At 71.4% G+C, this 23,769-nt stretch carries 22 protein-coding genes; 5 read left to right on the forward strand and 17 right to left on the reverse strand.

Annotated features, from left to right (window positions below):
* The first annotated feature begins 106 nt into the window (after positions 1–106).
* Complete coding sequence (locus tag OS889_RS11330) at positions 107–2,755, forward strand: heavy metal translocating P-type ATPase (RefSeq protein WP_372389912.1); 2,649 nt, start codon at positions 107–109, stop codon at positions 2,753–2,755.
* Here OS889_RS11330 and OS889_RS11335 read toward each other — a convergent pair whose 3' ends face one another.
* The 7 genes from OS889_RS11335 to cobN form a co-directional block, all read right to left on the reverse strand.
* Positions 2,756–3,394 (reverse strand): RNA 2'-phosphotransferase, encoded by a 639-nt coding sequence (locus tag OS889_RS11335; protein WP_372389914.1) that lies wholly within the window; start codon positions 3,392–3,394, stop codon positions 2,756–2,758.
* 48 nt (positions 3,395–3,442) lie between these two features.
* On the reverse strand, positions 3,443–4,291 hold the full coding sequence (locus OS889_RS11340; protein WP_372389915.1) for a VOC family protein: 849 nt from the start codon (positions 4,289–4,291) through the stop codon (positions 3,443–3,445).
* Positions 4,292–4,349: 58 nt separating this feature from the next.
* Positions 4,350–5,651, reverse strand: a complete 1,302-nt coding sequence (locus OS889_RS11345) for a cobyrinic acid a,c-diamide synthase (protein WP_372389917.1) — start codon at positions 5,649–5,651, stop codon at positions 4,350–4,352.
* A gap of 37 nt (positions 5,652–5,688) precedes the next feature.
* Positions 5,689–6,471, reverse strand: coding sequence for a CbiX/SirB N-terminal domain-containing protein (locus OS889_RS11350; protein ID WP_372389919.1), 783 nt, complete (start codon positions 6,469–6,471; stop codon positions 5,689–5,691).
* A gap of 173 nt (positions 6,472–6,644) precedes the next feature.
* Positions 6,645–7,421, reverse strand: coding sequence for a cobalt-precorrin-7 (C(5))-methyltransferase (locus OS889_RS11355; protein WP_372389920.1), 777 nt, complete (start codon positions 7,419–7,421; stop codon positions 6,645–6,647).
* A complete protein-coding gene (locus tag OS889_RS11360) occupies positions 7,418–8,110 on the reverse strand; it encodes a precorrin-8X methylmutase (RefSeq protein ID WP_372389922.1) in 693 nt (230 codons plus the stop codon). Before OS889_RS11360 ends, OS889_RS11355 begins: the two co-directional genes overlap by 4 nt.
* Positions 8,100–12,008 carry a cobaltochelatase subunit CobN gene (gene cobN, locus OS889_RS11365; RefSeq protein WP_372389923.1) on the reverse strand — a complete coding sequence of 1,303 codons (3,909 nt, stop codon included), beginning with the start codon at positions 12,006–12,008 and terminating at the stop codon, positions 8,100–8,102. The genes OS889_RS11360 and cobN overlap by 11 nt, the downstream gene beginning before the upstream one ends.
* Before the next feature lie 34 nt (positions 12,009–12,042).
* Here cobN and OS889_RS11370 point away from each other — a divergent pair, with 34 nt between their 5' ends.
* The 4 genes from OS889_RS11370 to OS889_RS11385 are packed head-to-tail and all read left to right on the forward strand — an operon-like array spanning position 12,043 to position 15,720.
* Positions 12,043–14,301, forward strand: a complete 2,259-nt coding sequence (locus tag OS889_RS11370) for a VWA domain-containing protein (RefSeq protein WP_372389924.1) — start codon at positions 12,043–12,045, stop codon at positions 14,299–14,301.
* Positions 14,302–14,359: 58 nt separating this feature from the next.
* Positions 14,360–14,548 (forward strand): CbtB domain-containing protein, encoded by a 189-nt coding sequence (locus OS889_RS11375; protein WP_372389925.1) that lies wholly within the window; start codon positions 14,360–14,362, stop codon positions 14,546–14,548.
* Between the two features lie 9 nt (positions 14,549–14,557).
* Positions 14,558–15,319 (forward strand): CbtA family protein, encoded by a 762-nt coding sequence (locus OS889_RS11380; protein WP_372389926.1) that lies wholly within the window; start codon positions 14,558–14,560, stop codon positions 15,317–15,319.
* A complete protein-coding gene (locus OS889_RS11385) occupies positions 15,319–15,720 on the forward strand; it encodes a (2Fe-2S) ferredoxin domain-containing protein (protein WP_372389927.1) in 402 nt (133 codons plus the stop codon). Before OS889_RS11380 ends, OS889_RS11385 begins: the two co-directional genes overlap by 1 nt.
* A gap of 47 nt (positions 15,721–15,767) precedes the next feature.
* Here the strand turns inward: OS889_RS11385 and OS889_RS11390 are convergent, their stop codons facing one another.
* From OS889_RS11390 to cbiT, 10 genes are read right to left on the reverse strand one after another with little or no spacing between them, the layout of a single operon-like run.
* A complete protein-coding gene (locus OS889_RS11390; protein WP_372389928.1) occupies positions 15,768–16,139 on the reverse strand; it encodes a DUF3209 family protein in 372 nt (123 codons plus the stop codon).
* 3 nt (positions 16,140–16,142) lie between these two features.
* A complete protein-coding gene (locus OS889_RS11395; RefSeq protein ID WP_372389929.1) occupies positions 16,143–17,369 on the reverse strand; it encodes a CbiX/SirB N-terminal domain-containing protein in 1,227 nt (408 codons plus the stop codon).
* Entirely contained in the window at positions 17,366–18,076 is a 711-nt protein-coding gene (locus OS889_RS11400) for a cobalamin biosynthesis protein (protein WP_372389931.1), read from the reverse strand. Before OS889_RS11400 ends, OS889_RS11395 begins: the two co-directional genes overlap by 4 nt.
* Positions 18,073–18,369 (reverse strand): ferredoxin, encoded by a 297-nt coding sequence (locus tag OS889_RS11405; RefSeq protein ID WP_372389932.1) that lies wholly within the window; start codon positions 18,367–18,369, stop codon positions 18,073–18,075. Before OS889_RS11405 ends, OS889_RS11400 begins: the two co-directional genes overlap by 4 nt.
* A complete protein-coding gene (cobJ, locus tag OS889_RS11410; RefSeq protein ID WP_372389933.1) occupies positions 18,359–19,393 on the reverse strand; it encodes a precorrin-3B C(17)-methyltransferase in 1,035 nt (344 codons plus the stop codon). The genes OS889_RS11405 and cobJ overlap by 11 nt, the downstream gene beginning before the upstream one ends.
* A 5-nt stretch (positions 19,394–19,398) precedes the next feature.
* Positions 19,399–20,352, reverse strand: a complete 954-nt coding sequence (locus tag OS889_RS11415; RefSeq protein WP_372389934.1) for a precorrin-3B C(17)-methyltransferase — start codon at positions 20,350–20,352, stop codon at positions 19,399–19,401.
* Between the two features lies 1 nt (position 20,353).
* Entirely contained in the window at positions 20,354–21,361 is a 1,008-nt protein-coding gene (gene cbiG / locus OS889_RS11420; protein ID WP_372389935.1) for a cobalt-precorrin 5A hydrolase, read from the reverse strand.
* A gap of 13 nt (positions 21,362–21,374) precedes the next feature.
* Entirely contained in the window at positions 21,375–22,280 is a 906-nt protein-coding gene (locus tag OS889_RS11425) for a cobalt-precorrin-4/precorrin-4 C(11)-methyltransferase (protein WP_372389937.1), read from the reverse strand.
* Positions 22,277–23,110 (reverse strand): cobalt-factor II C(20)-methyltransferase, encoded by an 834-nt coding sequence (locus OS889_RS11430; RefSeq protein ID WP_372389938.1) that lies wholly within the window; start codon positions 23,108–23,110, stop codon positions 22,277–22,279. Before OS889_RS11430 ends, OS889_RS11425 begins: the two co-directional genes overlap by 4 nt.
* Complete coding sequence (gene cbiT / locus OS889_RS11435; protein ID WP_372389939.1) at positions 23,107–23,694, reverse strand: precorrin-6Y C5,15-methyltransferase (decarboxylating) subunit CbiT; 588 nt, start codon at positions 23,692–23,694, stop codon at positions 23,107–23,109. Before cbiT ends, OS889_RS11430 begins: the two co-directional genes overlap by 4 nt.
* Positions 23,695–23,769: the final 75 nt, after the last annotated feature.

Here is a 23,769-nt window from a genome sequence, read left to right on the forward strand (position 1 = left end):
CCGAGCCCAGTTATTAACTTAAACGACATATATTATTAGAAGGTGCGATTTCACGGCAGATTTATAGCAGCGATATTAATAAGACCGGAGCCACTCGGTTCACGTAATGACAGAATCGACCGGAGAAAACGAGGCCGCAGACGACCACGAAGCGCCCGACGTCGAGGGAAATCGGGGACGTCCGGACGCGTCCGGCGAGCGCGCGACGGCGACGTTCGAGGTCCCCGAGATGGACTGTCCGTCCTGCGCGGGGAAGGTCGAGTCGGCGCTCGCCGGGGCCGCGGGCGTCGACGACGTCGACCCGCGGGTCGCGAGCGGGACGCTCACGGTCGCCTACGACGCGGCCGAGACGGACGTCGCCGCCATCGGGGACCACATCGAACGGGCGGGCTACGGCGTCGCCGACGTCGACGTCCGCTCGGCGACGCTGTCGGTCCCGGGGATGGACTGCGCCTCCTGCGCCAGCAAGGTCGAGAGCGCGCTCGACCGCGTGGCGGGAATCCGGCGCTTCGAGACCAGCCCGACCACGGGGCGCGTCCGCGTCGACTACGGCCCGGAGGCGTCGCGCGAGGACCTCGTGGCGGCGATCGAATCCGCCGGCTACGAGGTAACGAACGGGGACGAAAGCGCGGGCGGAAATGAGAACAGCGACGACGCCGACGCCGAATCGGACGCCGGATCGGTCTGGACCAGCACCCGCGGGATCAAGACCTGGATCAGCGGCGGCTTTCTGACCCTGGGTCTGCTCTTCGAGTTCTTCCTCGCCGGCGCCAACGTCCGCGTCGCGAGCGTCCTCGGCGCCGAACTCCTCCTGGCGGACGTGCTCTTCCTCGTCGCCGTCGCGAGCGGCGGCCAGGTGATCCTCCGCGACGGCTACTACTCCGCGCGGAACCGCAACCTCGACATCGACTTCCTGATGTCTGCGGCCATCGTCGGCGCCTTACTCGCCAGCCTCGCGTTCGGCGAGGCCCTGTACTTCGAGGCCGCGACGCTGGCGTTCCTCTTCAACGTCGCCGAGCTGCTGGAGTCCTACGCGATGGACCGCGCCCGCGACTCCCTCGCGGAACTGATGGACCTCTCGCCCGACGCGGCGACGGTGAAGCGCGACGGCGAGGAGGTCACCCTCCCCGTCGAGGAGGTCGAACGCGGCGACGTCGTGGTCGTCCGCCCGGGCGAGAAGATCCCGATGGACGGCGCGGTCGTCGAGGGCGAGAGCGCGGTGAATCAGGCGCCGATCACCGGCGAGAGCGTGCCCGTGGACAAGACCGTCGGCGACGAGGTCTTCGCGGGGACGATCAACGAGGGCGGCTACCTCGAAGTCGAGGTGACCTCGACCGCGGGCGAGGACACCCTCTCGCGGATCGTCGAGATGGTCGCCGAGGCCGAGTCGAAGAAGACCGAGCGCGAGCAGTTCGTCGAGCGCTTTTCGTCGTACTACACGCCGGTCGTCGTCGCCTTCGCGGCCCTGACGACCGTTGGCGCGCCGTTCGTCCTCGGCGTGACGTGGCCGACCGCGGTCGTCTACGGGCTGACGCTCCTCGTGCTGGCGTGCCCCTGCGCGTTCGTCATCTCGACGCCGGTCTCTGTCGTCTCGGGCATCACGAGCGCGGCGAAGAACGGCGTCCTGATCAAGGGCGGCACCCACCTCGAAGCGATGGGCGCGGTCGACGCCGTCGCCTTCGACAAGACCGGCACGCTCACCACCGGCGAACTGACCGTGACCGACGTGGTCCCGCTGAACGGCAACAGCGAGGCCGACGTCCTCCGCTGCGCCCGCGGGCTGGAAGCCCGGAGCGAACACCCCGTCGGCGAGGCCATCGTCGCGGCCGCGGGCGAGGCCGGCGTCGGCGGCGACGACACGGCCGAGATCGAGTCCTTCGAGGCGCTCACCGGGAAGGGCGTCCGCGCGGACCTCGGCGGCACGCCGCACGTCGCGGGCAAGCCCGGGCTGTTCGAGGAGCTCGGATTCGACCTCTCGCACGTCCACGCGACCACCGACGGCGGCGTCGTCACCCGGACGGCGAAGCAACTGTGTGAACGGAACGACTGCCTCGACCTCCTTGAAACGACGGTCCCCGAACTCCAGTCCCAGGGCAAGACCGTGATCCTGGTCGGAAAGCCCGAGTCCGGGTCCGACGCCGAATCGGGAACCGAAGGCGGCGAACTTGAGGGCGTCATCGCGGTCGCCGACGAGGTCCGCCCGGAGGCCGAACGCGCGGTCGCCCGGCTGCGCGACCTCGGCGTCTCGAAGACCGTGATGCTCACCGGCGACAACGAACGGACCGCCCGCGCCATCGCCGAGCGGGTCGGCGTCGACGAGTACCGCGCGGAACTGCTCCCCGAGGAGAAGGTCGCAGCCATCGAATCGCTCGTCGCGGAACACGAGCGCGACAGCGCGCCCGGCGGCGTCGCGATGGTCGGCGACGGCATCAACGACGCGCCCGCGCTGGCGACCGCCACCGTGGGCGTCGCGATGGGCGCGGCCGGCACCGACACCGCCCTGGAGACCGCCGACGTGGCGCTGATGGCCGACGACCTCTCGAAGCTCCCCTATCTGTACGAACTCGCGGGCGACGCCAACGGCGTCATCCGGCAGAACATCTGGGCGAGCCTGGGGATCAAGGCGCTCCTCGCGGTCGGCGTCCCGTTCGGCTACGTCCCGATCTGGCTGGCCGTCCTCGCCGGCGACGCGGGGATGACCCTCGGCGTCACCGGGAACGCGATGCGGCTCTCGCGGGTCAGCCCCGACGAGTGATCACTCGGGCCCGCCCACGAGAGTGAGGAAGCGCGGCGGCACCCGCTCGGTCGTGTACACGCCCCGGCCCCGCTTCGTGATGTCGTGCCCAGCGTTCAGCATCGCGGCCGCGTCGACGACCAGGAGGACCGGGTCCGCGGCGTGTCGACTGCCGACCGCGAGCGCCTCGGCCTCGCTGTCGGAGAGGTGGACCAACTGCCGGCTCATCGGCCGCAGTCCCTCGCGGCGGATCTTCGCCACGCTGTCCGGGTCGGTGCCGTGATACAGCGTATCCGGCACGGGCCGATCCGTCGATTCCAGATCGACGTCGACCGAGTGGCCGTAGGTCGCGCGGATCCGATCGCCGTCGAGCTCGAACCGCCCCTTCGGATCGACGGCGACGACGCCCCTGACGGCCGTCTCTCCGACCCAGTCGTACTGTTCGGTCGCCGCGGCGACGACCTCGACGAACGGCGCCCAGCCCGCGTCGGTCAGTTCGATCCCCGCGTCGCCGGGGCCGTGGCGGAGCGCGTAGCTGAGAAAGCGCGAGAGCCGCTCGCGCCGGTCGCCGGACAGTACGATACTCACGTCGGCGCCGCAGTCCGGACACGAGTCGGCGGCGACGAAGCCGTGATCGGGACACTCGCGGACGCCGTGCATCTCAGGATCAGATAGCCGGGCGGCCGTCAAGTGCGGTTCGGCTCGTCGTCACTCGGCGCGCAGCCGAACGGCGACGTCGTCCGGATCGCGGACCTCGATCCCGCGGTCGATCTCGCGGGACTCGACGCCGGCGTCAGCGAGCCGGTCTCGGACCGCGACCAGGGTTTCGGTGTCGGGCACGACGATCTCGAACCACGAGAGGCCCCGACCGCCGGCCGGAGACGTCCGTCGGTTCCAGGTGTTGACGCCGACGTGGTGGTGGTAGTCGCCCGCGGCGAGGAAGAGCGCCCCGCGGTCTTCGACCTGCACGCCGAAGCCGAGGGCGTCGACGTAGAACGACCGCGCGTCCGGAAGCGACGTCGCCTCCAGGTGGACGTGGCCGAGGTCCGTCCCCGTCGGCGCGTCGGCGGCCCCGTCCGAGGCTTCGGCGAGCGACTCCAGGTCCAGCGGGTAGGTGCCCATCTCGGCCGTGCCGTCGGCGCTCCGCGGCCACGCCTCGCGCGGGCGGTCGCGGTAGATCTCGACGCCGTTGTCCTCGGGATCTGAGAGGTAGAGCGCCTCGCTGACGTCGTGGTCCGAGGCGCCCGAAAGGGTCCAGCGCTCGCGGACGCGTTCGAGGGCGGCGCCGAGCGCCGTCCGCGAGGGAACGCGGAACGCGCTGTGGAACAGCCCCGCCTGCGAGCGGTCGCGGGGCGCGGCCGCCGCATCGCGGACGAGTCGAAGCACGGGATCGTCGCCGGCGCCGAGCGTTGCAGCGGCGTCCGAGCGCTCCAGTACGTCGAGGCCGACGACCCTCCGGTAGAACGCGGTCATCTCGTCGAGGTCTTCGACGCGGAGCGCGACGCGGCCGAGTCGGGTCTCGTCGGGCAACGGGGTGTCGGGAGCGTCTGCTGTCATTGCGAGACGTACGCGGTCGGGCGTGAAGGATCTTCGTCTCCGGGGGATGAGAGCGAGATCAGAGCGCGTCCAGAAAGGCGTCGAACGCGCCGCTCTCGGGATGGACGTGGCAGTAAGTCCCGAGCGTCTCGTACTCGCAGAGCCCGTCGTGGTCGCCGTCGATGCCGTCGCCGCGCTCGACGTCGAAGGCGAAGCGGGCATCCTCCGCGGAGTCGGCCTCGGAGTAGTGGAACTCGTGGCCGCGGAGCGTTTCGCCCGCGGCCGCCGTGAGCGCGCCGTCGCGGGCGCGGAGTTCGACGTGATCGAGCGCCTGGTACCGCTCGCGCATCCGGACGTCCGCGGGGAGGACGCCGGCCATCCGGTGGGTCTCGCCCTCGACGGTCGTCAGCGACTCCGCGAGCGCCATCAGCCCGCCGCACTCGCCGTAGATCGGGCGCCCGTCGGCCGCCGCGTCGGCGATCTGCGTCAGTGCGGGGCTCTCCGACAAAGCCGCGGCGTGGAGTTCCGGGTAGCCGCCGGGGAGGTAGACGCCGTCGCAGGCCGGGAGCGCGTCGCCGGCGGTCGGCTGGAAGGTCACGACGTCGGCGCGCTCGCGGAGGCGTTCGAGCGTCGCCGGGTAGCAGAACCGGAAGGCGTCGTCGCGGGCGACCGCGACGCGGGCGCTGGTCCGCTCGCCCGCCGATTCGACGTTCTGCGGGCGCGGCGGCGACCGCGCGACGTCGAGCAGGCGATCGACGCGGATCCCGTCGGCGGCTGCGTCGAGCGCTTCGGTAGAGAGCGGCGACTCGTCGCCCATCCGGAGTCCGAGGTGTCGATCGGGGATCTCCAGGTCCTCTCGGGGCGGAATCCGGCCGAAGTACTGCAAGCCCTCGGGCAGGGCGTCGCGGATGCCCTGCTCGTGCCGGCCGCCGTGGGCGCGCTGGGCGATCACGCCCGCGACGTCGACGTCGCGGCCGGCGTGGGCGGCGAACTCCCGGAAGCCCACCGCGGTCGCGGCGACGCTCTCCATTCCCGCCTTCGCGTCGACGACGAGCACGACCGGCAGGTCGAGCGCCTCGGCGACCGCCGCGGTGCTCGATCCGTCGCCGTCGTAGAGCCCCATCACGCCCTCGACGACGCAGACGTCCCCCTCGCCGCGGTAGTAGTTCCGCCGGAGCCCCGCCTCGCCCTGGAGCCACAGGTCGAGCGTGCGCGATGGGCGACCGGCGACCTGGGCGTGGTGACTCGGGTCGATGAAGTCGGGGCCCGCCTTCGCGGGCTGGACGTCGCGGCCGGCGGCGTCGAGCGCACGGAGGACCGCGAGGGCGGCGACCGTCTTGCCGACGCCGGAGCGCGTCCCGCCGACGACGACGCCTCTCATACGCGGGTCGCGACCCCGGCGGTGCGCCGATGCTCCGTCACGGCCGGCCCTCCCCGTCCGTCGCGACGGGGCGGTTGGTCCGCGCGAGCTGTGCCTCGAACGTCTCCTCGCCGTCGTCGCCGGCCGCCAGCGCGCGCTGCTTTTCGACCTCGGCGTGGAGCGCGTCGGTGATCCGCGGGTGGGTGCCGAACGGGTCGGCGTACTCGATGCCGCCGCGGCCGAGTTCGAGCTCCTCGGGGATCCGCCGCTCCGTCGCTTCGGTCCGGGAAAGGAACAGCGGCACCGCGACCGCCCGGTCCATCGTCGCGTTGTAGCGGACGCACTCGACGGCCGGGTTCTGGAGGAGGTAACACGTCAGGACCTCGCCGTAGCCCGAGCGCTCGCGGAGCCGCGCGGCGTGGTAGTCCGCGGTCTGTCGGTGATACGGCTTCGAGCTGCTGCCGAAGCCGACGAGGACGAGCGAGACGTCCTCCGCCGCCGGGACGCGTTCGCCGCCGCGCTCGGCGATCACCTCGGTGACGGCGGGGCTGCCGCCGAGCGGCTCGCAGTAGCGCACGTCGCCCGGGACGTACGAGAGCGCCGCCGGGATCTCGGTGAGGGTGTCGTGGGTGTGTGCCGTACACATCGGGACCGCGTAGACCACGTCGCCGCCGACGCGCTCGAAGGCGCCGCGGAGCTCGCGGACCGGCTCGGACTCGTAGGTCGCCACCGCCACCTCGTCGACGTCGGCGCGGCGGCCGAGTCGCGCGGCGTGCGCGTCGAGGACCTCGCGGGCGTTCCGCGCCTCGCGGCCGATGAGCAGGACTGTTTCGGTTGTCATTGTGGCCTCCGATAAGACAATTTCAATTTAATTATCCCAAATTGGGTTGCTTTTGTGGTCGGGAGCATCCCGCAAATAAGTTGCGGTGACAGTGATTACTCCCGTCTCTCACCGCCGAGCGCCACCCCCGTCGACGACGCTCGGCGGTAAACAGTGAGCGTAATCATTATGAGTCACGGCGCGCGGACGACGAGCACCGAGAGGTCCGAAAAGCGGGAATCGCCGTCTCCGACGTCAGCGCCCGCGAGGTCGGCCAGCGTGGTCCGCGTCACCGACTCGTCGTCGTGGGTCAGCCGCTCGAAGACCAGGGCGTCGAGCGACGGGGGCGCGCCGGCATCGAGGAGGTCGCCGGCGACGTCCTCGGGCATCCAGTCGAAGGGGCGGGGAAGCACGAGCAGGTGGCGCTCGCCCGCGTCCGCGCGGAGGCGCCGGAGGTCGGCGTCGATCGAGCCGCTCTTGTGGAGCGTCACGAACGTCGACGCCTCCATCGGCGTGCGAGCCCGGCTCGCGGCGATCTGGAGCGACGAGACGCCCGGGATCACTCGGACCGGCGCGTCGACGGCGGCCTGGACCTTCCCGACGAACTGGTAGCCGGAGTGGTTCGGATCGCCCATCAGGACCGCGGTGCCCGACGCCCCGTCGGCGACACGGTCGGCGAACGCCGCGAGCGTCTCGGCCTCGTCGCGGTAGCCGCAGGTCAGGACCTCCGTGTCGGCGCCGACCGCCTCCGCGACGAAGTCGACGACGGTCTCGAAGCCCACGACGACGTCCACTTCCCGGATCGCCCGCTCGCCGCGCGGCGTCAGGTACTCGGGGTTTCCGGGCCCGATCCCGACCGCGAAGACCGGCTCCCGGTCCGCGTCGGCTCCGGCGCCGACACCGACTTCGGGCGCGGAGGCCGCCAGGGACGCCGGATCGGGGCCGCTGTCCAGGTCGTAGTCGTCGCTCACGGGAGTTCGATCTCCCCGCCGCGGGCGTCGCTGGCGACGTGGACGAGTTCGTTCGTCAGCCCCGCGGCGAGCCCACTCCCGCCGCGGCGCCCGACGTTCGTGATCGCCGGGACGCCGTGGGCGGCCGCGGTCTCGCGGAGGCGCTCGCGGCTCTCTGCGGCCTTGACGAACCCGACCGGCGTCGCGACGACGACCGCCGGGCGCGTCCCGTCCTCGATGCAGTCCGCGAGCGCGAGCGCGGCGGTCGGGGCGTTGCCGACGACCGCGACAGCGCCGTCGTAGACGCCCTGACGATCCAGTTCCAGCACCGAGGCGGCCGTCCGCGTCATCCCGGTCCGCTCGGCGAGGTCGGCGCCGTTGCCGATGGCCTTTCGCACCGGGCAGTCGTGGCCGCGGCCCGTGATTCCGGCCTTGACCATCGTGATGTCGGTCACGATCGGGGATTCGTCGAGGACGGCTCGCGCGCCGGCGACGACGGGCTCGGAGTCGGTCTCGCCGGTGAAGCGCACGAGGTGCTGGAACTCGGGGTCGCCGGTGGCGTGGACGCTCTTCTGTCTGATCCGGTCGGCGAGCGTCTCGTCCGGGACGAGCTCCCGGACGCGGTCCATACTCGTCTCGGCGATCTCCATCGCGTTCTCGGTGGTCGCGCCGAGGTCGGCGTACGACTCGAACTCCCCGTCAGTCGTCATCGCTCGGCACCTCCGGGGCGTCCGCGCCGCTCGCGCGGGCTTCGAGGTCGCCGTCGACCCGGAGATTGATATCTCGGAGCCGGTCGGTCGTCGCCTCGTCGGCGCCCCACAGACCCCTGTCGATCGCCTCCAAGAGCGTGTCGGTGATGCTCTCCAGGGCCCAGGGGTTGACGTCGCGCATCCACGCTCGTCTCTCCGCGTCGAAGGCGTACTTCTCGGCGACGTCCGCCCAGAGCGCGTCGCTCACGACGCCGGTGGTCGCGTCCCAGCCGAGCACGACGTCGACCGTCGTGGAGAGGTCGCCGGCGCCCTTGTAGTCGTGTTCTTCCATACTGTCGAGCCAGTCGGGGTTGAGCACGCGGGCGCGCATCGCCTTGCGCACCTTCTCCTCGTTCGTGTAGACATCGACGTTGTCGGGGTCGCTGGAGTCGCCGACGTAGGAGGCGGGTTCCGAGCCGGAGACCTCGGAGACGGCGGTGATGAAGCCCCCGTGGAACGCGTACCAGTCCGAGGAGTCGAACTCGTCCTGCTCGGCGGTGTCTTCGATCTTCACCGTGGCCTCGACGCCGCCGAGCCGCCGCTCGAAGGCGTCGTGCGCCTCCGAGACCGAGCCGCGCTTGCCGAGGGCGTAGCCGCCCCACTGGACGTACACCTCTGCTAAATCAGAGCGATCGTCCCAGTTGCCCTCGTCGACCGCCTTGTTCGTGCCCGCGCCGTACCCGCCGGGGCGGGTCGTGAACACGCGGTGTTTCGCCGCGGACTCGGGGTCCTCGACGCCCGCCGCGTCGAGTTCCTCGGTCTCCTCTTCGACGTGCTTCTTCACGTAATTCTTCTCGTGCGGCTCGTCGAGGTCGACCACCGCGTCGACGGCGTCGTGGATGACGCCCGCGGCCTGCGGGAACGCGTCGCGGAACAGCCCCGAAACGCGGGTCGTGACGTCGATCCGCGGGCGGCCGAGATCGTCGAGCGGGATCGGCTCGACGTCGTCGATCCGGCCGGCGTCGGTCCAGACGGGCTCGACGCCCATCAGCGCGAGCACCTGCGCGATCGTCTCGCCGCGCGTCCGGACCGTGGGCGTGCCCCAGGCGACGACGCCGACCTCCTCGGGGTACTCGCCGTGCTCGTCGGCGTGGCGCTCGGCGGTCCCTTCGGCGACCTCGCGGCCGACCCGCCAGGCGCTCTTGGCCGGGACCTTCCGCGGGTCGAGCGTGTAGAAGTTCCGAGCCGTCGGGAGCAGGTCGACGCCGCCGCGGGTGGGCGCGCCGCTCCCGCCGGGCGGGACGTACTCGCCCGCCAGCGCCTCCGCCGTCCGCGGGATCTCGGCCTCGGCCTCGGCGACGCGCGGGGCGACCTCCTCGCAGATGAACGCGAGCGCCGCCCGGAGGTCGTCGTGGGCGCCCGACGCCGCGCGGGCGTCGCCCAGCGGGTCGACGTCGACCACGAGGAGGTTCATATTCACCTCGTCGTCCGGGCCCGCCTCGGCCTCCGATTCGGGGAGGTCGAAGCCGTGTTCGGCGAGCGCCTCGACGAGGTCCAGGCTCGTCTCGTAGACCGCGTCCGCCGCCGCCGACAGCGTCATTCCCAGGTCGTCGTCGTAGGCTTCCGGCTCGTCCAGCATTCGCTGATAATCGACGCCGAGGACGCCCGCGACGGCCTCCCGCAGGCTCGGGCCGCCGGGGTTCTCCAGGCGGGTGAGCGCGACCAAGTACTCGGTCAGGCGGTCGCCCGCGGGCGGCTCGCCCATCGTGTGCAGGCCCATCCGGATCTGGGTCGTCTTGACGTCGGTGAGGTACGCGTGGACCCGCTCGACGAGCTCGTCGACGTCGACCGCGTCGCCGGCGGTTTCGCCCTCGGTGAGCGTCGCGCCGGCCTCGTCGGGACCGCGGACGTCCGCTTTCTCGTCGATCTCGCCGGCGATCCCGAGTTCGACCGCGAGGTCGAGGTCGTTCACCGCCTCGCGGAGCAGCGCTTCGAGGTGCTCGCCGTCGTCGGCGCGGGCGTCCTCCATCCCGGCCTCGCGGTACTGATCGGCCAGCTCCTCCAGTTCCGCGAGCTCGTCGTAGGTACCGGCGTTTCGCATCACCGGCGTGAGGTAGTCGACGATCGCCGCGTAGGAGCGGCGCTTGGCCTGCGTCCCCTCGCCGGGGTTGTTGACGATGTAGGGGTAGACGTTCGGGAGGTCTCCGATCAGCTGATCCGGCGCGCTCTCGCCATTCAGGCCGACGGTCTTGCCCGGAAGCCACTCCAGGCTGCCGTGGGTGCCGAGGTGGACGACGGCGTCCGCCTCGTAGGCGTTCCGGAGCCACTTGTAGAAGGCGACGTAGTCGTGCGGCGGCTGGAGGTCCGAATCGTGGTAGACCTTCGAGGGATCGATCCCGAAGCCGCGCGGGGGCTGAACCGTCACGAGGACGTTCCCGAACTCCGTGCCGGGGATCGCGAACGGCCTGTCGGGGGGGTCGCCCCACTCGTCGACGACGTGTTCCCGGAAGCGCTCGTCCGTCGATTCGAACCACTCGGCATACTGCTCTGGAGAGACGACGTCGACGCTCAGGTCGCGGACGTCCTCGGGCGCGACCCAGCGGTCGTCGAGGGTGAGCTGTTCGGTGAGCCGCTCGATGAGCGCCTGGCCGGTGTCGGGGAGCGATACCTCCGTCTCACCGCCGCCGAGGTCGTACCCCCGCGCGTCGAGTTCCTCCAGGAGATTGACCGCGCTCTCGGGGCTGTCGAGGCCGAACGCCGTCCCGATCCCGTCGTCGCTCGGCGGGTAGTTGTGCAGGACGACGGCGACGTTCTTCTCGTCGTTCGGGACGTGTCGCAGGCGCGCCCAGTTGACCGCGAGGCGCGCGGCGTGGTCCACGCGGTCGTCGATCGGGAAGTGCTGCTTGGGCGCGGTGCCGATCCCGGCCGCGTCGTCGGTGCGCTCCTTGCCGCTGATCGGGTGGGTGATGACGTTGCCGTCGAACTCCGGAAGCGCGACAGAAAGCGCCAGCTCGAAGCCCATCACGCCGGTATCGCTGGATTCGTAGCGGGAGCGCGAGCGCATCGTCGTCACGGTCTGGAGCACCGGCACGCCGAGGCGGTCCAGGAAGACGTCTTCGGCACTCCCCTCGTCGTCGGCGTCGCGGCCGCGCTCGTCCATCGACAGCGAGAACATGAACGACGAGAGGACGGCGTCGACGACCGGCTCCCCGCGGTCGTCGAGGAGCCACTCCTCGGTCACCCGTTCAGCGTCCCACTGCTCGTCGGTGTCGGTCGCGGGGTTGCAGAAGATCGGGAGCGCGTCGGCGCCCTGGGCCTCGATGGCCCTGACTTGTGCGTCGACGTAGCGGGTGTTCTCGTGGGTCCAGTGGGACTCGTAGAACCAGACCGCCACGGTCGGCGCGTCGGGGTCGTGGGTCGCGCGGAGGTCCTCGTAGGACGCGCCGGGGTGATCGGAGTGGTAGACGCCCTCGGTCGGGAGCGTCACCGGGTCGTCGTGGTCGCGGTCCGCCGCGCCGTACCGGTCGACGAGGAACCGCGCGCAGTTGGCCATATTGCTGGTGCCGCCGCGCTCCAGGTACTCGTAGACGCGCTCGCGGTCCGACGCGGGGACCGACGTGTCCTCGACGGCGTAGGCGTCGCCCGTCGACTTCACGACGAGCGGGACGCCCGCGTCGTCGAGCCGCGAGACGGCGCGGTCGTAGCCCGGCATACTCTCTTCGGCGCCGTGCAGCCAGAAGATCGCGGCCGTCGCGTCTTCGATCTCGTCGAGAAAGGCGTCGACGTCGGTCCCGTCGTCGAGGTCGCTCTCCGAGCGGACGATCCACTCGACGTCCGTCCGTTCGGCGGCCCGCTGGACGGCGCCGAGTTCGTTCTCGGTCGCGAGATACAGTCCGATTGTGGGTTCGGCTGGTGGCATAACGTTGTTAAACCTCTATTTCTCTAACTCAAGTATGGTTGATTTAGCTGGCGGCAAAAATCCTTCGCACGGGGGGAGGGAGGGGCTCTCGTTTCCCGAGATCGTCGGCCAGGAGGACCTCAAGCAGGCGCTGCTCGCGGTCGCGGCGAACGGCGACCTCGACGGCCTCCTGATCCGGGGGGAGAAGGGCACGGCCAAGTCCACGGCGGTCCGGGCTCTGAGAGACCTCCTGCCGGAACAGCGCGCGGTCGCGGACTGTCCCTACGGGTGTCCCCCCGACGATCCGAGCCGCCAGTGCGCCGACTGCCGCGAACGCACGGATCCGCCGACGGCGACGCGCTCTGTTCCGCTGGTGACGCTTCCGCTCGGGGCGACGCGGGATCGCGTGGTCGGCACGCTCTCGGTCGCGGACGCGCTCGGCGGCGACCACGAGTTCGACCCCGGTCTGCTCGCCCGCGCCAATCGGGGGTTCCTCTACGTCGACGAGGTGAACCTCCTCGACGACCACCTCGTCGACGTCGTCCTCGACGCGGCCGCCAGCGGCAGCAACCGCGTCGAGCGCGACGGCGTGAGCGTGCGCCACCCCGCCGACTTCACGCTCGTCGGGACGATGAACCCCGAGGAGGGCGACCTCCGGCCGCAACTCCGCGACCGGTTCGGGCTCTGCGCGACGGTCACGGGCTGTGAGGACCTCGACGACCGGGTCGCCATCGTCGAGCGCGCGCTCGGGGAAGACACGAGCGGTACCGACGTCGAAGAGGAAAGCGGCACCACGGTCGGAGAGCTACGGGACCGCCTCCGGAGGGCGAGCGACCGCCTCGACGACGTGACGCTGCCGACCGAGTTCGCGCGGGAGATCGCAGAGCTGTGCCGGGACGCCGGACTCGACGGCCACCGCGGCGACATCGCCACGGCGCGCGCCGCGCGGACCATCGCGGCGCTGGACGGGAGAATGAGAGTCATCGAACCGGACGTCCGCCGGGCCGCCGAACTCGCGCTGCCGCACCGGCTCCGGTCGCGACCCTTCGAGGACGCGCCCGATCCGGAGGACCTGCTCGACGAGCAGTTCGGCGACTCGCCGGACGGCGAGAACGAGGGGAACGGCGACGAGTCGGACGGCTCGGCCGGCGACGACGGGGCCGACGGGGCGCACGACGAGGGCGAATCCGAGTCCCAGTCCTCGTCTGCGGCCGAAGAGCGGAGCGACGAGACTGAGCGCCGCGAGGACGCTAATCCGGATGACGACGCGGGAGACAGCGAATCCGGAAAGGGTGGCGGAACCACATCCGGAAAGAGCGAATCGTCGGGAGACGGAGAACCGGACCGCCCGGAGCCGGATTCCGGACGGGATCCACCGCCGTCTGCGGAGGGTCGGACGGCAGATTCCGCCCCGGACGACGTGGCGGAAAACGAGGCGTCCGAGGATGCGGGCGACCGAGACCGGGAGAGCGACGCCGAGGAGCGAACTCCCCTCCTCCCCGGCGCGTCGCGAGCGCCGCGCGCCGAGGTCGGGAGCGCGGACGCGCCGGAGCTGACAGCGCCGGACGTCCTTGGGGAGGTCGAGGGGAGTCGGGGCGGCGGTCGCGCCCGGTCCCGCTCCGCAGACGCGACGGAGGGCCCGCGCGTTCGGACGCGCCGAGCGGAGTCGAACGACGACGTCGACGCCGCGGCCTCGGTCCGCGCGGCCGGTGCGCGCGGCGCCACGAGCGTCGAGTCCAGGGACCTCCGGCAGTCGGTCCGGCAGACCGACGCCTCGACGCTCGTGGTCTTCGTCGTGGACGCGAGCGCGTCGATGCGTCCGGCGATGCGAGCCGCGAAGGGGACCGTGCTGGAGCTCCTGCAGGACGCCTACCAGGAGCGCGACGAGGTCGCCTTCGTCGCCTTCGCCGGCGACGACGCGGAGGTGCTTCTCCCGCCGACCGACAGCGTCACGCTGGCGGCGCGGCACCTGAAGGACCTGCCGACCGGCGACCGAACGCCGCTGCCGGCGGGGCTCCGATCCGCGAGCGACGTGCTCGACCGGGCCGATCCCGCGGCCGGCGTGGTCGTCGTCGTCACCGACGGCCGCGCCAACGTCGCCGACGGGAGCCCCGTGAAGGAGACGCGCGCGGCGGCCCGCCGACTGGCCGAGCGCGACCCCCGCGTCCTCGTCGTCGACGCCGGCGAGGGCGAGAGAGGCAGGCGTGGGCTGACCGACCTCGTCGCGACGGAGACGGGCGGCGAGCGCGTCCCGCTGTCGGCGCTGTCGGCCGAGCGGGTCGACGCCGCCGCGGGCGCGGCCGACGAAAGCTGAGTTTCGCCGGTCCGGAAGTTTTACAATCTCACTTGATTTTTTGAAACTGTGGTTTAGAATGGCGACAGCCAACGACACCGTACACGGTCGGATCGAACAGGCGCAGGTCGAACTCTCCCCCACGAAGGTGGCCCTCGGACTCGCGCTCGCCGCAGCGCTGGGGTTCGCGCTCCTCTTCGTGCAGGAGCCGATGCTCCACGACTCGATGCACAACTTCCGCCACGCCGCGGGCATCACCTGCCACTGAGGCCGGAGAATGGAGACGCTCACCGAGTATCTGAGACGCGGCGTGCTCGCCGGGGCGGTCGCGGGCGTCGCCTTCGGACTCCTGCTCGCGCTCGTCGCCAATCCCCTCGTCGGCGTCGCCGAGGGACTCGGCCACGGCGGGCACCACGCGCTCGACGGCCACGCCCACGCGAGCCAGGATCCGAGCGTCGTCTCCGCGACGGTGACGAACGCCGTGAGCGTCGTCTCGGGCGTCCTCTGGGGGATCCTCCTCGGCGGCGTCGTCTTCGGCGCCGGGTTCTACTTCCTCGAACCGATCCTCCCGGGCCGGGGCGCGACGCAGAGCTACCTCCTCTCGGCTGCGGGCTTCGTCACCGTCTCGGGCGCGCCGTGGCTGGTGCTGCCGCCCCGACCGCCGGGCGTCGTCGAGGCGCTCCCCGCCGACACGCGGACGCTGCTCTACGCCGGGATGATGGTACTGGGCGCGGCCGTCTGCCTGCTCTCGGGCGTCGCCTACGACCGCTTCCGGGCCGAGCGGAGCCGGTCCGTCGCGGTCGCCGGCGCGCTGCTTCCGTTCGGGCTCCTCGCGGTGCCCGCGGTGCTGGCGCCGGGGGCGTCCTCCGCGGCCGCCGAGAGCGCGCTGCCGCCCGAGCTGGCCGCGGGCTTCACGGGGCTGATCGTCCTCGGGCAGGCGCTGCTGTGGCTCCTGCTCGCGGGGACGCACGCGCGGCTCCGGCGAACGGGCGCCGAGAGCGGTTCCGGAACCGTCGGCGTCGACTCTCTGGCTGACTGATGCGCGATCGCACCGCCGAGGTCCGCGAGCGCGGCGTGTCCGACCACGTGCTGGTCTGCACGCACAAACGAGAAAGCGAGTACGCGGCCTGTGCGGAGGCCCACGGGCCGGCAGTCTACGAGGCGGTCGCCGAGTGGTTCCGCGACCGCGACGTCTTCTGGTCCCGCGTCCAGGTCGCCCGGACCAGCTGTCTCGGGCTCTGCAGCGCCGAGGGGACGGCGGTTGCGATCCACCCGCGGGGGCGCTTTTACTCCGACGTCCGGCCGGCGGACGTGACCGACCTCCTCGCCTCGGAGTTCGGTCCCGACGCGACGCGGTTGGGACTCGCCGGGGCGGACGAGAGTGATTGCTCTCACTGTTTCCCGCCGAACGTCACCTCCGATGGCGGCGCTCGGCGGTAAGAGACGAGAGTAATCGCTATGAAAAGCGCGGCCGTCCGCTTCTCCTCTTACTCCTCGACCGGGAACGTCTCGTGGAGCACGTCGTGGGCGTCGCCCAGTCCGTCGAGGACGCTCTCGCCCTGGTCGGTCAGGCGCGAGAGCGCGCGTTCGGCGTCGCGGACGGCGACGAGTCGGCCGCGGAGGTAGTCGTATTCGGGATCGTCCGCGTCGCTCTCGGCGATCTCCGCTTCCAGGTCGACGAGCGCGGCGTCGAGGTGTCGCTGGAGCTCCGAGAGCGTCTCCGCGTTCGCCAGGGCCTCGATCGGGCCCTCCAGGTGACCGTCCAGTTCCTGTTCGGCGTGCTCGCGCACGCTGCGGTCGGCGGTGCCGAGCACGTTCATCAGTCCGAGTCGTAGCGCTTCGATTTCGTGGCAGCTCATTGCTTAGAGTGTCTGATCGACGAGGTCCGAGACGATGCGGTCCCGATCGAGGTGGGACGAGACGATGCGTTCGGCGTCCGCGGCGTCGACGCCGCCGTACCAGACGCCGTCGGGGTAGACGGCGACCATCGGGCCGTCGCCGCAGCGACCCAGGCACGACGAGCGCGTGATCCGCGCGTCGCAGGCGTCGGAATCGCGGGCGGCCTGCCGGAGGCGTTCGAGGACCTCCGGCGCGCCGTCGGCGGCGCAGGTCTGGTTCGTGCAGACCGCGACGTGGTGGGCCGGCGCGTCGTGGACGTGCGGGTCGTCGTCGACGTCGTCGCGGTCGGCGTGGGAGGCCTGGTGGGTCAGCGCGCGCAGCGTCGCCCGCGCGCCGCCGACGTCCGCCTCGTAGCCGTCGAGTTCGACCTTGTACTTGCAGGTGTCACACGACATCTCCACCGACTCCGTGCGCGCCTCCTGCCAGCGGTCGCCGAGCACGTCCAAGAGTCGGGGGTCGGTCCCCAGCGGGTCGCCCGCGGCGGCGTCGACGTACGGGTACTCCCCGTCGAAGTCGGCGGTCCACTCGCGGACGCGACCCGTGAGCACGCCGTCGCCGAGCATATACGGGAGCACGACGACGCCGTCGGGGCGGTCCTTCGCGAGCGTGTGGAGCGCGTCCGTCAGCTCCGGCTCCGTGACCCCGACGAACGCGGTCTCGACGCGGTCGAACGCCCGGCCCTCGTAGAGCAGCCGCGCGAGCTTGTGCGCGTCGGCGTTCGCGTCGGGGTCGCTGGAGCCGCGGGCGCAGACCACGACCGCGACGTCGTCGGTCTCACGGTCGAGCCCGAGCGTCGCCTCCACGTCGGCCGCGCGGTCGTCGAGGAGGTCGACGAGCGCGGGGTGGATCCCAAGGTGCGCGCCGTTGTGGATCGTGAGCGACGGGTGGGCGGCGCGGGCGCGCTCGACCGCCAGCGGCACGTCGTTCTTCACGTGGCTCGCGGCGAACAGCGAGAGGTGGACGACCGAGATCCGGGAGACGCTGGCGGCCAGCCCGTCGATCGCGTCCGATAGCGACGGCTTCGCCAGTTCGAGAAAGCCCGCGTCGACGGGGACGCCGAGCCGGTCCTCCAGGCCGGCGGCGAGCTCCCGCACCTGGTCGTTAGACTTCTCGCGGCGGGAGCCGTGACCGGCCAGGAGGACGGCCTCGTCGTCGAGCCTCGCCGACGCGGCCGAGGCGTTCGTCGTCATTCCGCGAGCGACCCCACCTCGCGGCCGGCCGCGCGCTCGACGCTCCGCCGGAGCTTCCCCCGCCGCGAGTCCGAGTACAGCCCCGAGGCGTCGCTTCCGGCGTAGAGCCAGCGGGCGACCTCCTCGACGTCGGCCTCGTCGGCCAGGCCGAACCAGTACCCGCCCGAGGAGGTCTCCGAGAGGTCCTCGGTGGGGGCGTGCGGCTCGGCGGCATCGAGCTGCGACCGGACCGTCTCCAGGCACGCCGCGTCGTCGTGGACGAACGAGACGCCGACCGACGCCGACGACTCCCGGAAGCAGACGGTCCCGCAGGCTTCGAGGATCCCCCGGGTCAGCTGCGGCCGGTGGTCCGCGAAGGCGTCGAGCCGGTAGCCGCCGGGTTGGTCGTCGATCGGGAGCCCGAGCGCCGCGGCGGCGCGCTCGGCCGGCGCGCCGAACACCTTGAGTTCGTACTCGTCTTCGAACCGGACGATCGAGGCGTCGTGGGCGGACTCGCGCTCTGCGACCTGGTGATCGCGATCGGTCCGCGCGGTCCCCGCCACGGTGGCGAGTGCGTCGGCCGCGGTCGGGTCCGCGGCCCGGACTGTCACGCAGTCCCGCGAGAGGTCGCCGTCGCCGACGACCCGGCCCCAGAAGTACGCCGTCTCGGGGGTCGCGGCGAGCAGGTCCGCGGCGGGCTCAGGCATCGGCGTCGCGGCGTCGCTCATCGTTCGCCCCCTTGGGCCTGCGCCGTCGCCCCTTCTGTCTCGGCGGCCGTCCGCGTCACCTCGATGGCGTCGAGCGGACACGCACGGGCGGCCGCTTCAGCGTCCCTCAGGCGGTCGTCGTCGGCGTCGACGACGAGTTCGTCGCTGTCGGTCGGATCCGCGGCGGCTCCGTCTCCCGCTTCGATCGCCGCCAGCCCGTCGTCGGCCTCGACGAAGCGGTCGTCGCGGACGAGACACGCGAAGACGCCGTCGCAGGCCTCGCGGTCGAGTCTGATGCGGTACTCAGTAGTCATACTTGGACTCGTAGCCCCGCGGCGTCACCATCCGGTCGTCCCAGACGTAGGTCTCCTCGTTGCCGACGAGGATCGTGGTCGTCATATCGATCAGGTCGGTCTCGCCCAGCTCTTCGAGCTCGCCGAGGTCGACGATCTCGACTTCCTCGTCGTCCCGGCCGGCGCCGTGGACGACGCCGACGGGGGTGTCGGGATCGCGGTGCTCAAGTAAGATCTCACAGCACTTCCGGAAGTTCTCCCGGCGCTTGCGGCTCCAGGGGTTGTAGATCGCGATGGTGAAGCCCTCCTTGGCGGCCGCGTGCAGGCGGGACTCGATCGTCGGCATCGACGTCAGGTGATCCGAGAGGGAAATGCTCACCGTGTCGTTCACGAGCGGCGCGCCCAACCGGGCGCCGCAGGACTGCGCCGCCGGGACGCCGGGGACGACCTCGAAATCGACCAGATCGGCGGTGGCGCCCTTGGATTCCAGGATTTCGAGCGCGAGCCCCGCCAGCGCGTAGACGTTGGGGTCGCCGCTGCCGACGATGGCGACGTCGTTGCCGGCGAGCGCGCGGTCGATCGCCTCCTCGGTTCGGGAGACCTCGCCGCACATCGGCGTGTCGTAGAGTTCGTCGGCCGACTCTCTGACCTCTTCGGGCAGGAGCTCGATGTAGGTCGTATAGCCCACGACGTGCTCGGCGTCGAGGAGGGCGCCGCGGGCGCGCTGGGTCATCCCCTCGGGCTCGCCCGGGCCGAGGCCGACGGCGACGAGGCGGCCCGGGTCGGCGTCGAAGTCGTCGACGCTCGCCTCGACCTTCTCCTCGGTTTGCTCGCGCTTCGAGGCGCCGCAGGCGGAGTCGGACGAGTCGGAATCGGCCGTCGCCGAGGACGGAGACGACGAGGCGCCGCACCCCGAGGAGTCGCCCGCGCTCGCGACGCCGCCGTCGGTCTCCGCGTCCGGGGCCGAGGCGCCGCATTTCGATTTCGATGTCGCGTTCGATGCCGCTTCGGTCGAATCGGTGTCGGTGGTGTCGTCAGTGCTCATTGGTGTCAGAAGTCGTCGACGTCACGCCCGCCGCGCGGGGTGACGAGGTACTTTCGCTCTCGATTCTCCCAGACCGCGGTCTCGTGGTTGCCGATCAGGATGGACGTCCCCATCCCGCCGACCTCGTCGTCGTGGTCCGTGGCTTCGCCGAGCGTAGTGATCGTGTGCGTCTCGTCGTCGAGGTTGCGCCCGGCGTCGCCGCGGCCGGCGTCGTTGAAGATGCCGACCGGGACGTCGTCGGCGCGCTCCTCGCTCACCACTTCGATCGCGCGCTCGTAGTCGCGCCAGCAGTTGTAGAGGACGATCACGAAGCCGCTGATCGCCGCCGCGCGGAGCTTCTCTTCGATCTCGTCCCAGCCGCGCCACTTGTCCGACAGCGAGACCGTACAGAAGTCGTTCGACAGCGGCGCGCCGAGGTTCGCCGCGCCGCCGAGCGCCGCCGTCACGCCGGGGACGACCTCGATCGGGACGTCGTCGGCGCCCTCGGCGTCGGCCATCGTAAAGAGGAGGTCGCTCTTGCCGTAGACGTTCGGATCGCCGCCGGAGACGTGGGCGACGTCCTGGCCCGCGCGGACGCGCTCGAAGGCCTCCCGTGCGAGTTCGATCTGCCGCCCCATCGTCGAGCGGACGAGCGTCTGCCGGCGTCCGTCCGGGCGTTCGAGGATCGTGCCCGTCTCCTCACCGGGCCTCTGATCGCCCGCCGAGGAGGCCGCGTCGCTCGCGGCCGATCCGCCGTCGGCGGCCGCCTCGACTTCGGCGGCCTCGGGGGGTAAGGTCCCGTCGCGCCGGAGGAACTCCTGGTAGAGGTTCGAGGCGATCACGCAGTCCGCCGTCGCGATCACGTCCGTCGCGCGCTGGGTCATCGCGTGCGGGAGGCCGGGGCCGATGCCGACGACGTAGAGCGTGCCGCGGTCGTCGTCGGGGGAGGCGTCGGCAGAAGTGCCGGGAGCGCCCGCCATTCTACCGCCCCACCGCCACGGTCACGGCGTCGTCGAATCGCTCTTTCTCCCGCGCGAGTTCGTGCTCGCGTCCCCCGGCGATGGCCGACGCCTCGGCGATGCCAGGCCAGCCGATGAGCTCCTTCGAGCGCGACGGCGACGGGCCCTCGAAGCCTTCGAGCGTCTCCTTCTCGAAGAGGACTACGCCCGCGCCGATCTCCTGGGCGGCCGCGTAGAGCCCGTCTTCCCCTTCTTTTCGGGTTCCGGTCGCGACGAAGTCGACGTCGTCGAAGTCGAGGTCCAGGTCGCCGAGCGCCGACTCCCAGGCGTCGAGCACCTGGGCCTTCTCGACGCCCGCGACGGTCCCGGTCCCGAGGACGACGCCCGCCTCGCCGTTGCGCTTGAGGACGGTCACGTCGTCGTCGACCAGGACGGCGCGCGGGCCGTCGAGACGGACCACGGGGCCGAGGTTCTCATTCAGGACCGCGAGGTTCGTCGCGACCGTGGAGTCGCCGTTGACCACGTGGGCGTCCAGCGCCTTCGCCTTGCTCTCGACGCCCTGCTTGCCCGCGGCCTCGCTCGCGGTCGTCATCGCGGGCACGGCCCCCAGCTGCGAGAGGTCGTGGGCGACCTGATTGGCGCCGTGGTGGCCGCCGGTGATCGGGATCGCCCAGGTGAGTTCCTCGTCGACGACGACGATCGCGGGGTCGTCCCACTTGTCGTCCAGCAGGGGCGCGGTCTTCCGCATCGCGATCCCCGAGGCCATCAGCCCGACGAAGCAGTCGTACGCGCCCCAGTGCTCGGCGAAGACGTCGCCGTGGTACTCGATTACGTCGACGGTCTCGTACGCGTCGCCGATGCCGTCGACGATCTCGCGGGCGGTGTCGAGCTTCCGCTCGAAACTGACGATCGCGATCTCTTCTGCGACCTCGCCGTCGGAGTCGGGCGTCGAGCAGTGGCCGCCCGAGCCCTCGGTGTCTGTCGCGCTGTTCGCCTCGTCCGTGCCGTCCGTGTTCGCGTCCGTGCTCATACTTTCATCTGCCTCAGTCGTCGGCCTCGCCGTTGGCCGTGTCATTCTCCCCGCTCTCGCCTGCGCCGCGGTTCGCCCAGTCGCCGTAGAGGTAGGAGCGCTCGTAGCCCTCCTTGCGCGCCGCGTCGCCGATCACGACGAGCGCGGAGGCGCGGTAGCCCGCCGCCTCGACGCGCTCGCCGATCGTCCCGATCGTGCCCTCGATGACGTCCTCGTCCGGCCAGGACGCGTGGTAGACGACCGTCACGGGCGTGTCGGGATCGCGGCCGGCGTCGAGGAGGCGGTCCATCGTCTCCGCGACGGCGTGGGTCCCGAGGTAGACGCAGGTCGTCACGTCGCCCATCTCGACGAACTCGGCGATGTGGTCGTCCTCGGGGACGAGCGTCTTGCCCTGCGGCCGCGTGAAGGCGACGTGGTTGGCGACGCCGTTCAGCGTCAGTTGGGTGCGGAGGGTGGCCGCGGCCGCGAACGACGAGGTCACGCCCGGGACGATGTAGGTCGGGACGCCCTCGTGTTCCAGTGCATCCATCTGCTCGACGGCCGCGCCGTAGATCGCGGGGTCGCCGCTGTGGAGGCGCACGACGTCCCTCCCCGCCTCGTAGGCGTCGCGCATCAGCGGGACCAACTCCTCCAAGTCCTTGCCGATGCTCGACACCGTCTCCGCGTCGGCGCAGTACTCCTCCAGGAGGTCACTGTTGACGAGCGAGCCCGCGTGGACGACGAGGTCCGCGTCCTCGACGAGCTCCCGGCCGGTGACGGTCAGGAGGCCGGGATCGCCCGGTCCGGCGCCGATGAAGGGGATGCCCTCGCCGACGTCGCCGGCGTTCCGCGCCTCGATGCGGGGATCGCGCTCCCGCGCGCCCGCCGCGGTCTCAGCGTCGATGGCGGTCTGTGGGTCGGCCGCGCCGGTGTCGGTCATCGGCGCACCCCGTCTCCCGCACGCGGGTCGTCGCCGCCGGCTTCGCCCTCGGCGCGCTCCGTCTCGCCGAGCCCGCTCGCGGCCGATCCGCCGTCGGTCTTGGCGGTCGGCTCCGCGTCGGACTCGGCCGCTTTGGACGCGTCCTCAGTGTCGAACGCGGCGGTGGCGGGCGTCGCTCCCGCGCCCCGCTTTTCGGCGTAGGCCAGCGTGTAGTAGTCGCGGTCGTCGATCTCGCTCGGGTCGTCGGTCACGACCGTCTCGCCCTGCTCCATAAACAGCCGCCGGCCGTAGACGACGTCGTAGCCGGCCTCGGTGAGACCCTCGTGGGTCGCGGGCGCGTCGGTGACCTTGAAGAGGATCAGCCGGTCCGGACCGACGGGCGCCGCGCCTCGAGCGGCTTCCCGGAGCGCGAGGCGCTCGCCGGCGGCGACTTCCACGCCGAGCGCGGTCGCGAAGGCGGTCACGGCGCTGACGCCGGGGACGACTTCGAGATCGACCTCGGGGTGGAACGCCGCGAGCGTCCGGCGCAGGTGGCCGAACGTGGAGTAGACGTTCGGGTCGCCGAGCGTGACGAACGCGGCGTCGCCGTCGCGGGCGCGCGGCGCGATCTCCGCGGCGGCCGCCTTCCAGGCGCGCCGGAGTTCGTCCTCGTCCCGCGTCATCGGGAAGTCGAGGTCGCCGATTCGCTCCTCGGGGACGTGCTCGGTCGCGACGCTCCTGGAGAGCCGGCCGGGCGAGTAGACGACGTCCGCATCGTTCAGCACGCGCTTGCCGCGCACCGTCACCAGGTCGGCGTCGCCGGGGCCAAGCCCGACGCCGTAGAGCGTCATCGGCGGCCTCCGTCCGCCGCGGCGTCGGGTGCCGCGTCGACTCCCCCGACGAGCATATACACTGGATTCTCCGAATCGAAGCTCGTCGCGCCGGCGAGCTCGTAGCCGTGACTCACCTGGAACTGGACGACCTCCTCCAGGAGGCCGCGCTCGCGGAACGCCTCCGTGGCCGCACCGGCCACTTCGAGCCGCGAGACGTTCATCACGATCCGGTCGACGCCGGTCTCGACGGCGCGGTCCAGCACCGCCTCGTAGTTCCGACTGCCGCCGAGGAAGAGGGTGTCCGCGTCGTCGGGGAGCCCCTCGGGCGCCTCGGTCGCGCGGAGCGTCACGTCGGCGTCGGCGACGTCGATACCGTTCGCCGCGAGGTTCTTGCGGGTCGTTTCGAGCCGGTCCGGCTTGCGTTCCAAGGCGGTCACGCGGCCGGCCCGGCGGGCCGCTTCGGCGGTCACGGCGCCGGTACAGGAGCCGACCTCCGCGAAGTGGTCGGCGGGGTCGAGGTCGAGTTTGGCGAGGAGCACGGCCCTGACCTCGGGCTTCGTCGGGCCGGCCTTCGCGTCGTGCGGGAGCGATACCTGAGCCATCGACGGAAACAACTTCCGTGGACCGTAAAACAATTTTGGTTGTTTTAGGAAAATCTAGATTGTTCAAAACGGCGC

Origin of the sequence: Halobellus sp. MBLA0158, assembly GCF_041477585.1 — an archaeon.
Classification (GTDB): domain Archaea; phylum Halobacteriota; class Halobacteria; order Halobacteriales; family Haloferacaceae; genus Haloquadratum; species Haloquadratum rubicundus.

What these genes read in the sequence shown, in the direction of transcription:
- OS889_RS11370 (WP_372389924.1), top strand. Translation starts at nt 12,043, where the DNA reads ATGGTTGATTTAGCTGGCGGCAAAAATCCTTCGCACGGGGGGAGGGAG.
- OS889_RS11430 (WP_372389938.1), bottom strand. Translation starts at nt 23,110, where the DNA reads ATGACGCTCTACGGCGTCGGGCTTGGCCCCGGCGACGCCGACCTGGTG.
- cbiG (WP_372389935.1), bottom strand. Translation starts at nt 21,361, where the DNA reads ATGAGCACGGACGCGAACACGGACGGCACGGACGAGGCGAACAGCGCG.
- OS889_RS11330 (WP_372389912.1), top strand. Translation starts at nt 107, where the DNA reads ATGACAGAATCGACCGGAGAAAACGAGGCCGCAGACGACCACGAAGCG.
- OS889_RS11345 (WP_372389917.1), bottom strand. Translation starts at nt 5,651, where the DNA reads ATGAGAGGCGTCGTCGTCGGCGGGACGCGCTCCGGCGTCGGCAAGACG.
- cobJ (WP_372389933.1), bottom strand. Translation starts at nt 19,393, where the DNA reads ATGAGCACTGACGACACCACCGACACCGATTCGACCGAAGCGGCATCG.
- OS889_RS11390 (WP_372389928.1), bottom strand. Translation starts at nt 16,139, where the DNA reads ATGAGCTGCCACGAAATCGAAGCGCTACGACTCGGACTGATGAACGTG.
- OS889_RS11415 (WP_372389934.1), bottom strand. Translation starts at nt 20,352, where the DNA reads ATGGCGGGCGCTCCCGGCACTTCTGCCGACGCCTCCCCCGACGACGAC.
- OS889_RS11340 (WP_372389915.1), bottom strand. Translation starts at nt 4,291, where the DNA reads ATGACAGCAGACGCTCCCGACACCCCGTTGCCCGACGAGACCCGACTC.
- OS889_RS11335 (WP_372389914.1), bottom strand. Translation starts at nt 3,394, where the DNA reads ATGCACGGCGTCCGCGAGTGTCCCGATCACGGCTTCGTCGCCGCCGAC.
- cobN (WP_372389923.1), bottom strand. Translation starts at nt 12,008, where the DNA reads ATGCCACCAGCCGAACCCACAATCGGACTGTATCTCGCGACCGAGAAC.
- OS889_RS11350 (WP_372389919.1), bottom strand. Translation starts at nt 6,471, where the DNA reads ATGACAACCGAAACAGTCCTGCTCATCGGCCGCGAGGCGCGGAACGCC.
- OS889_RS11385 (WP_372389927.1), top strand. Translation starts at nt 15,319, where the DNA reads ATGCGCGATCGCACCGCCGAGGTCCGCGAGCGCGGCGTGTCCGACCAC.
- OS889_RS11360 (WP_372389922.1), bottom strand. Translation starts at nt 8,110, where the DNA reads ATGACGACTGACGGGGAGTTCGAGTCGTACGCCGACCTCGGCGCGACC.
- OS889_RS11425 (WP_372389937.1), bottom strand. Translation starts at nt 22,280, where the DNA reads ATGACCGACACCGGCGCGGCCGACCCACAGACCGCCATCGACGCTGAG.
- OS889_RS11375 (WP_372389925.1), top strand. Translation starts at nt 14,360, where the DNA reads ATGGCGACAGCCAACGACACCGTACACGGTCGGATCGAACAGGCGCAG.
- OS889_RS11395 (WP_372389929.1), bottom strand. Translation starts at nt 17,369, where the DNA reads ATGACGACGAACGCCTCGGCCGCGTCGGCGAGGCTCGACGACGAGGCC.
- cbiT (WP_372389939.1), bottom strand. Translation starts at nt 23,694, where the DNA reads ATGGCTCAGGTATCGCTCCCGCACGACGCGAAGGCCGGCCCGACGAAG.
- OS889_RS11400 (WP_372389931.1), bottom strand. Translation starts at nt 18,076, where the DNA reads ATGAGCGACGCCGCGACGCCGATGCCTGAGCCCGCCGCGGACCTGCTC.
- OS889_RS11405 (WP_372389932.1), bottom strand. Translation starts at nt 18,369, where the DNA reads ATGACTACTGAGTACCGCATCAGACTCGACCGCGAGGCCTGCGACGGC.
- OS889_RS11380 (WP_372389926.1), top strand. Translation starts at nt 14,558, where the DNA reads ATGGAGACGCTCACCGAGTATCTGAGACGCGGCGTGCTCGCCGGGGCG.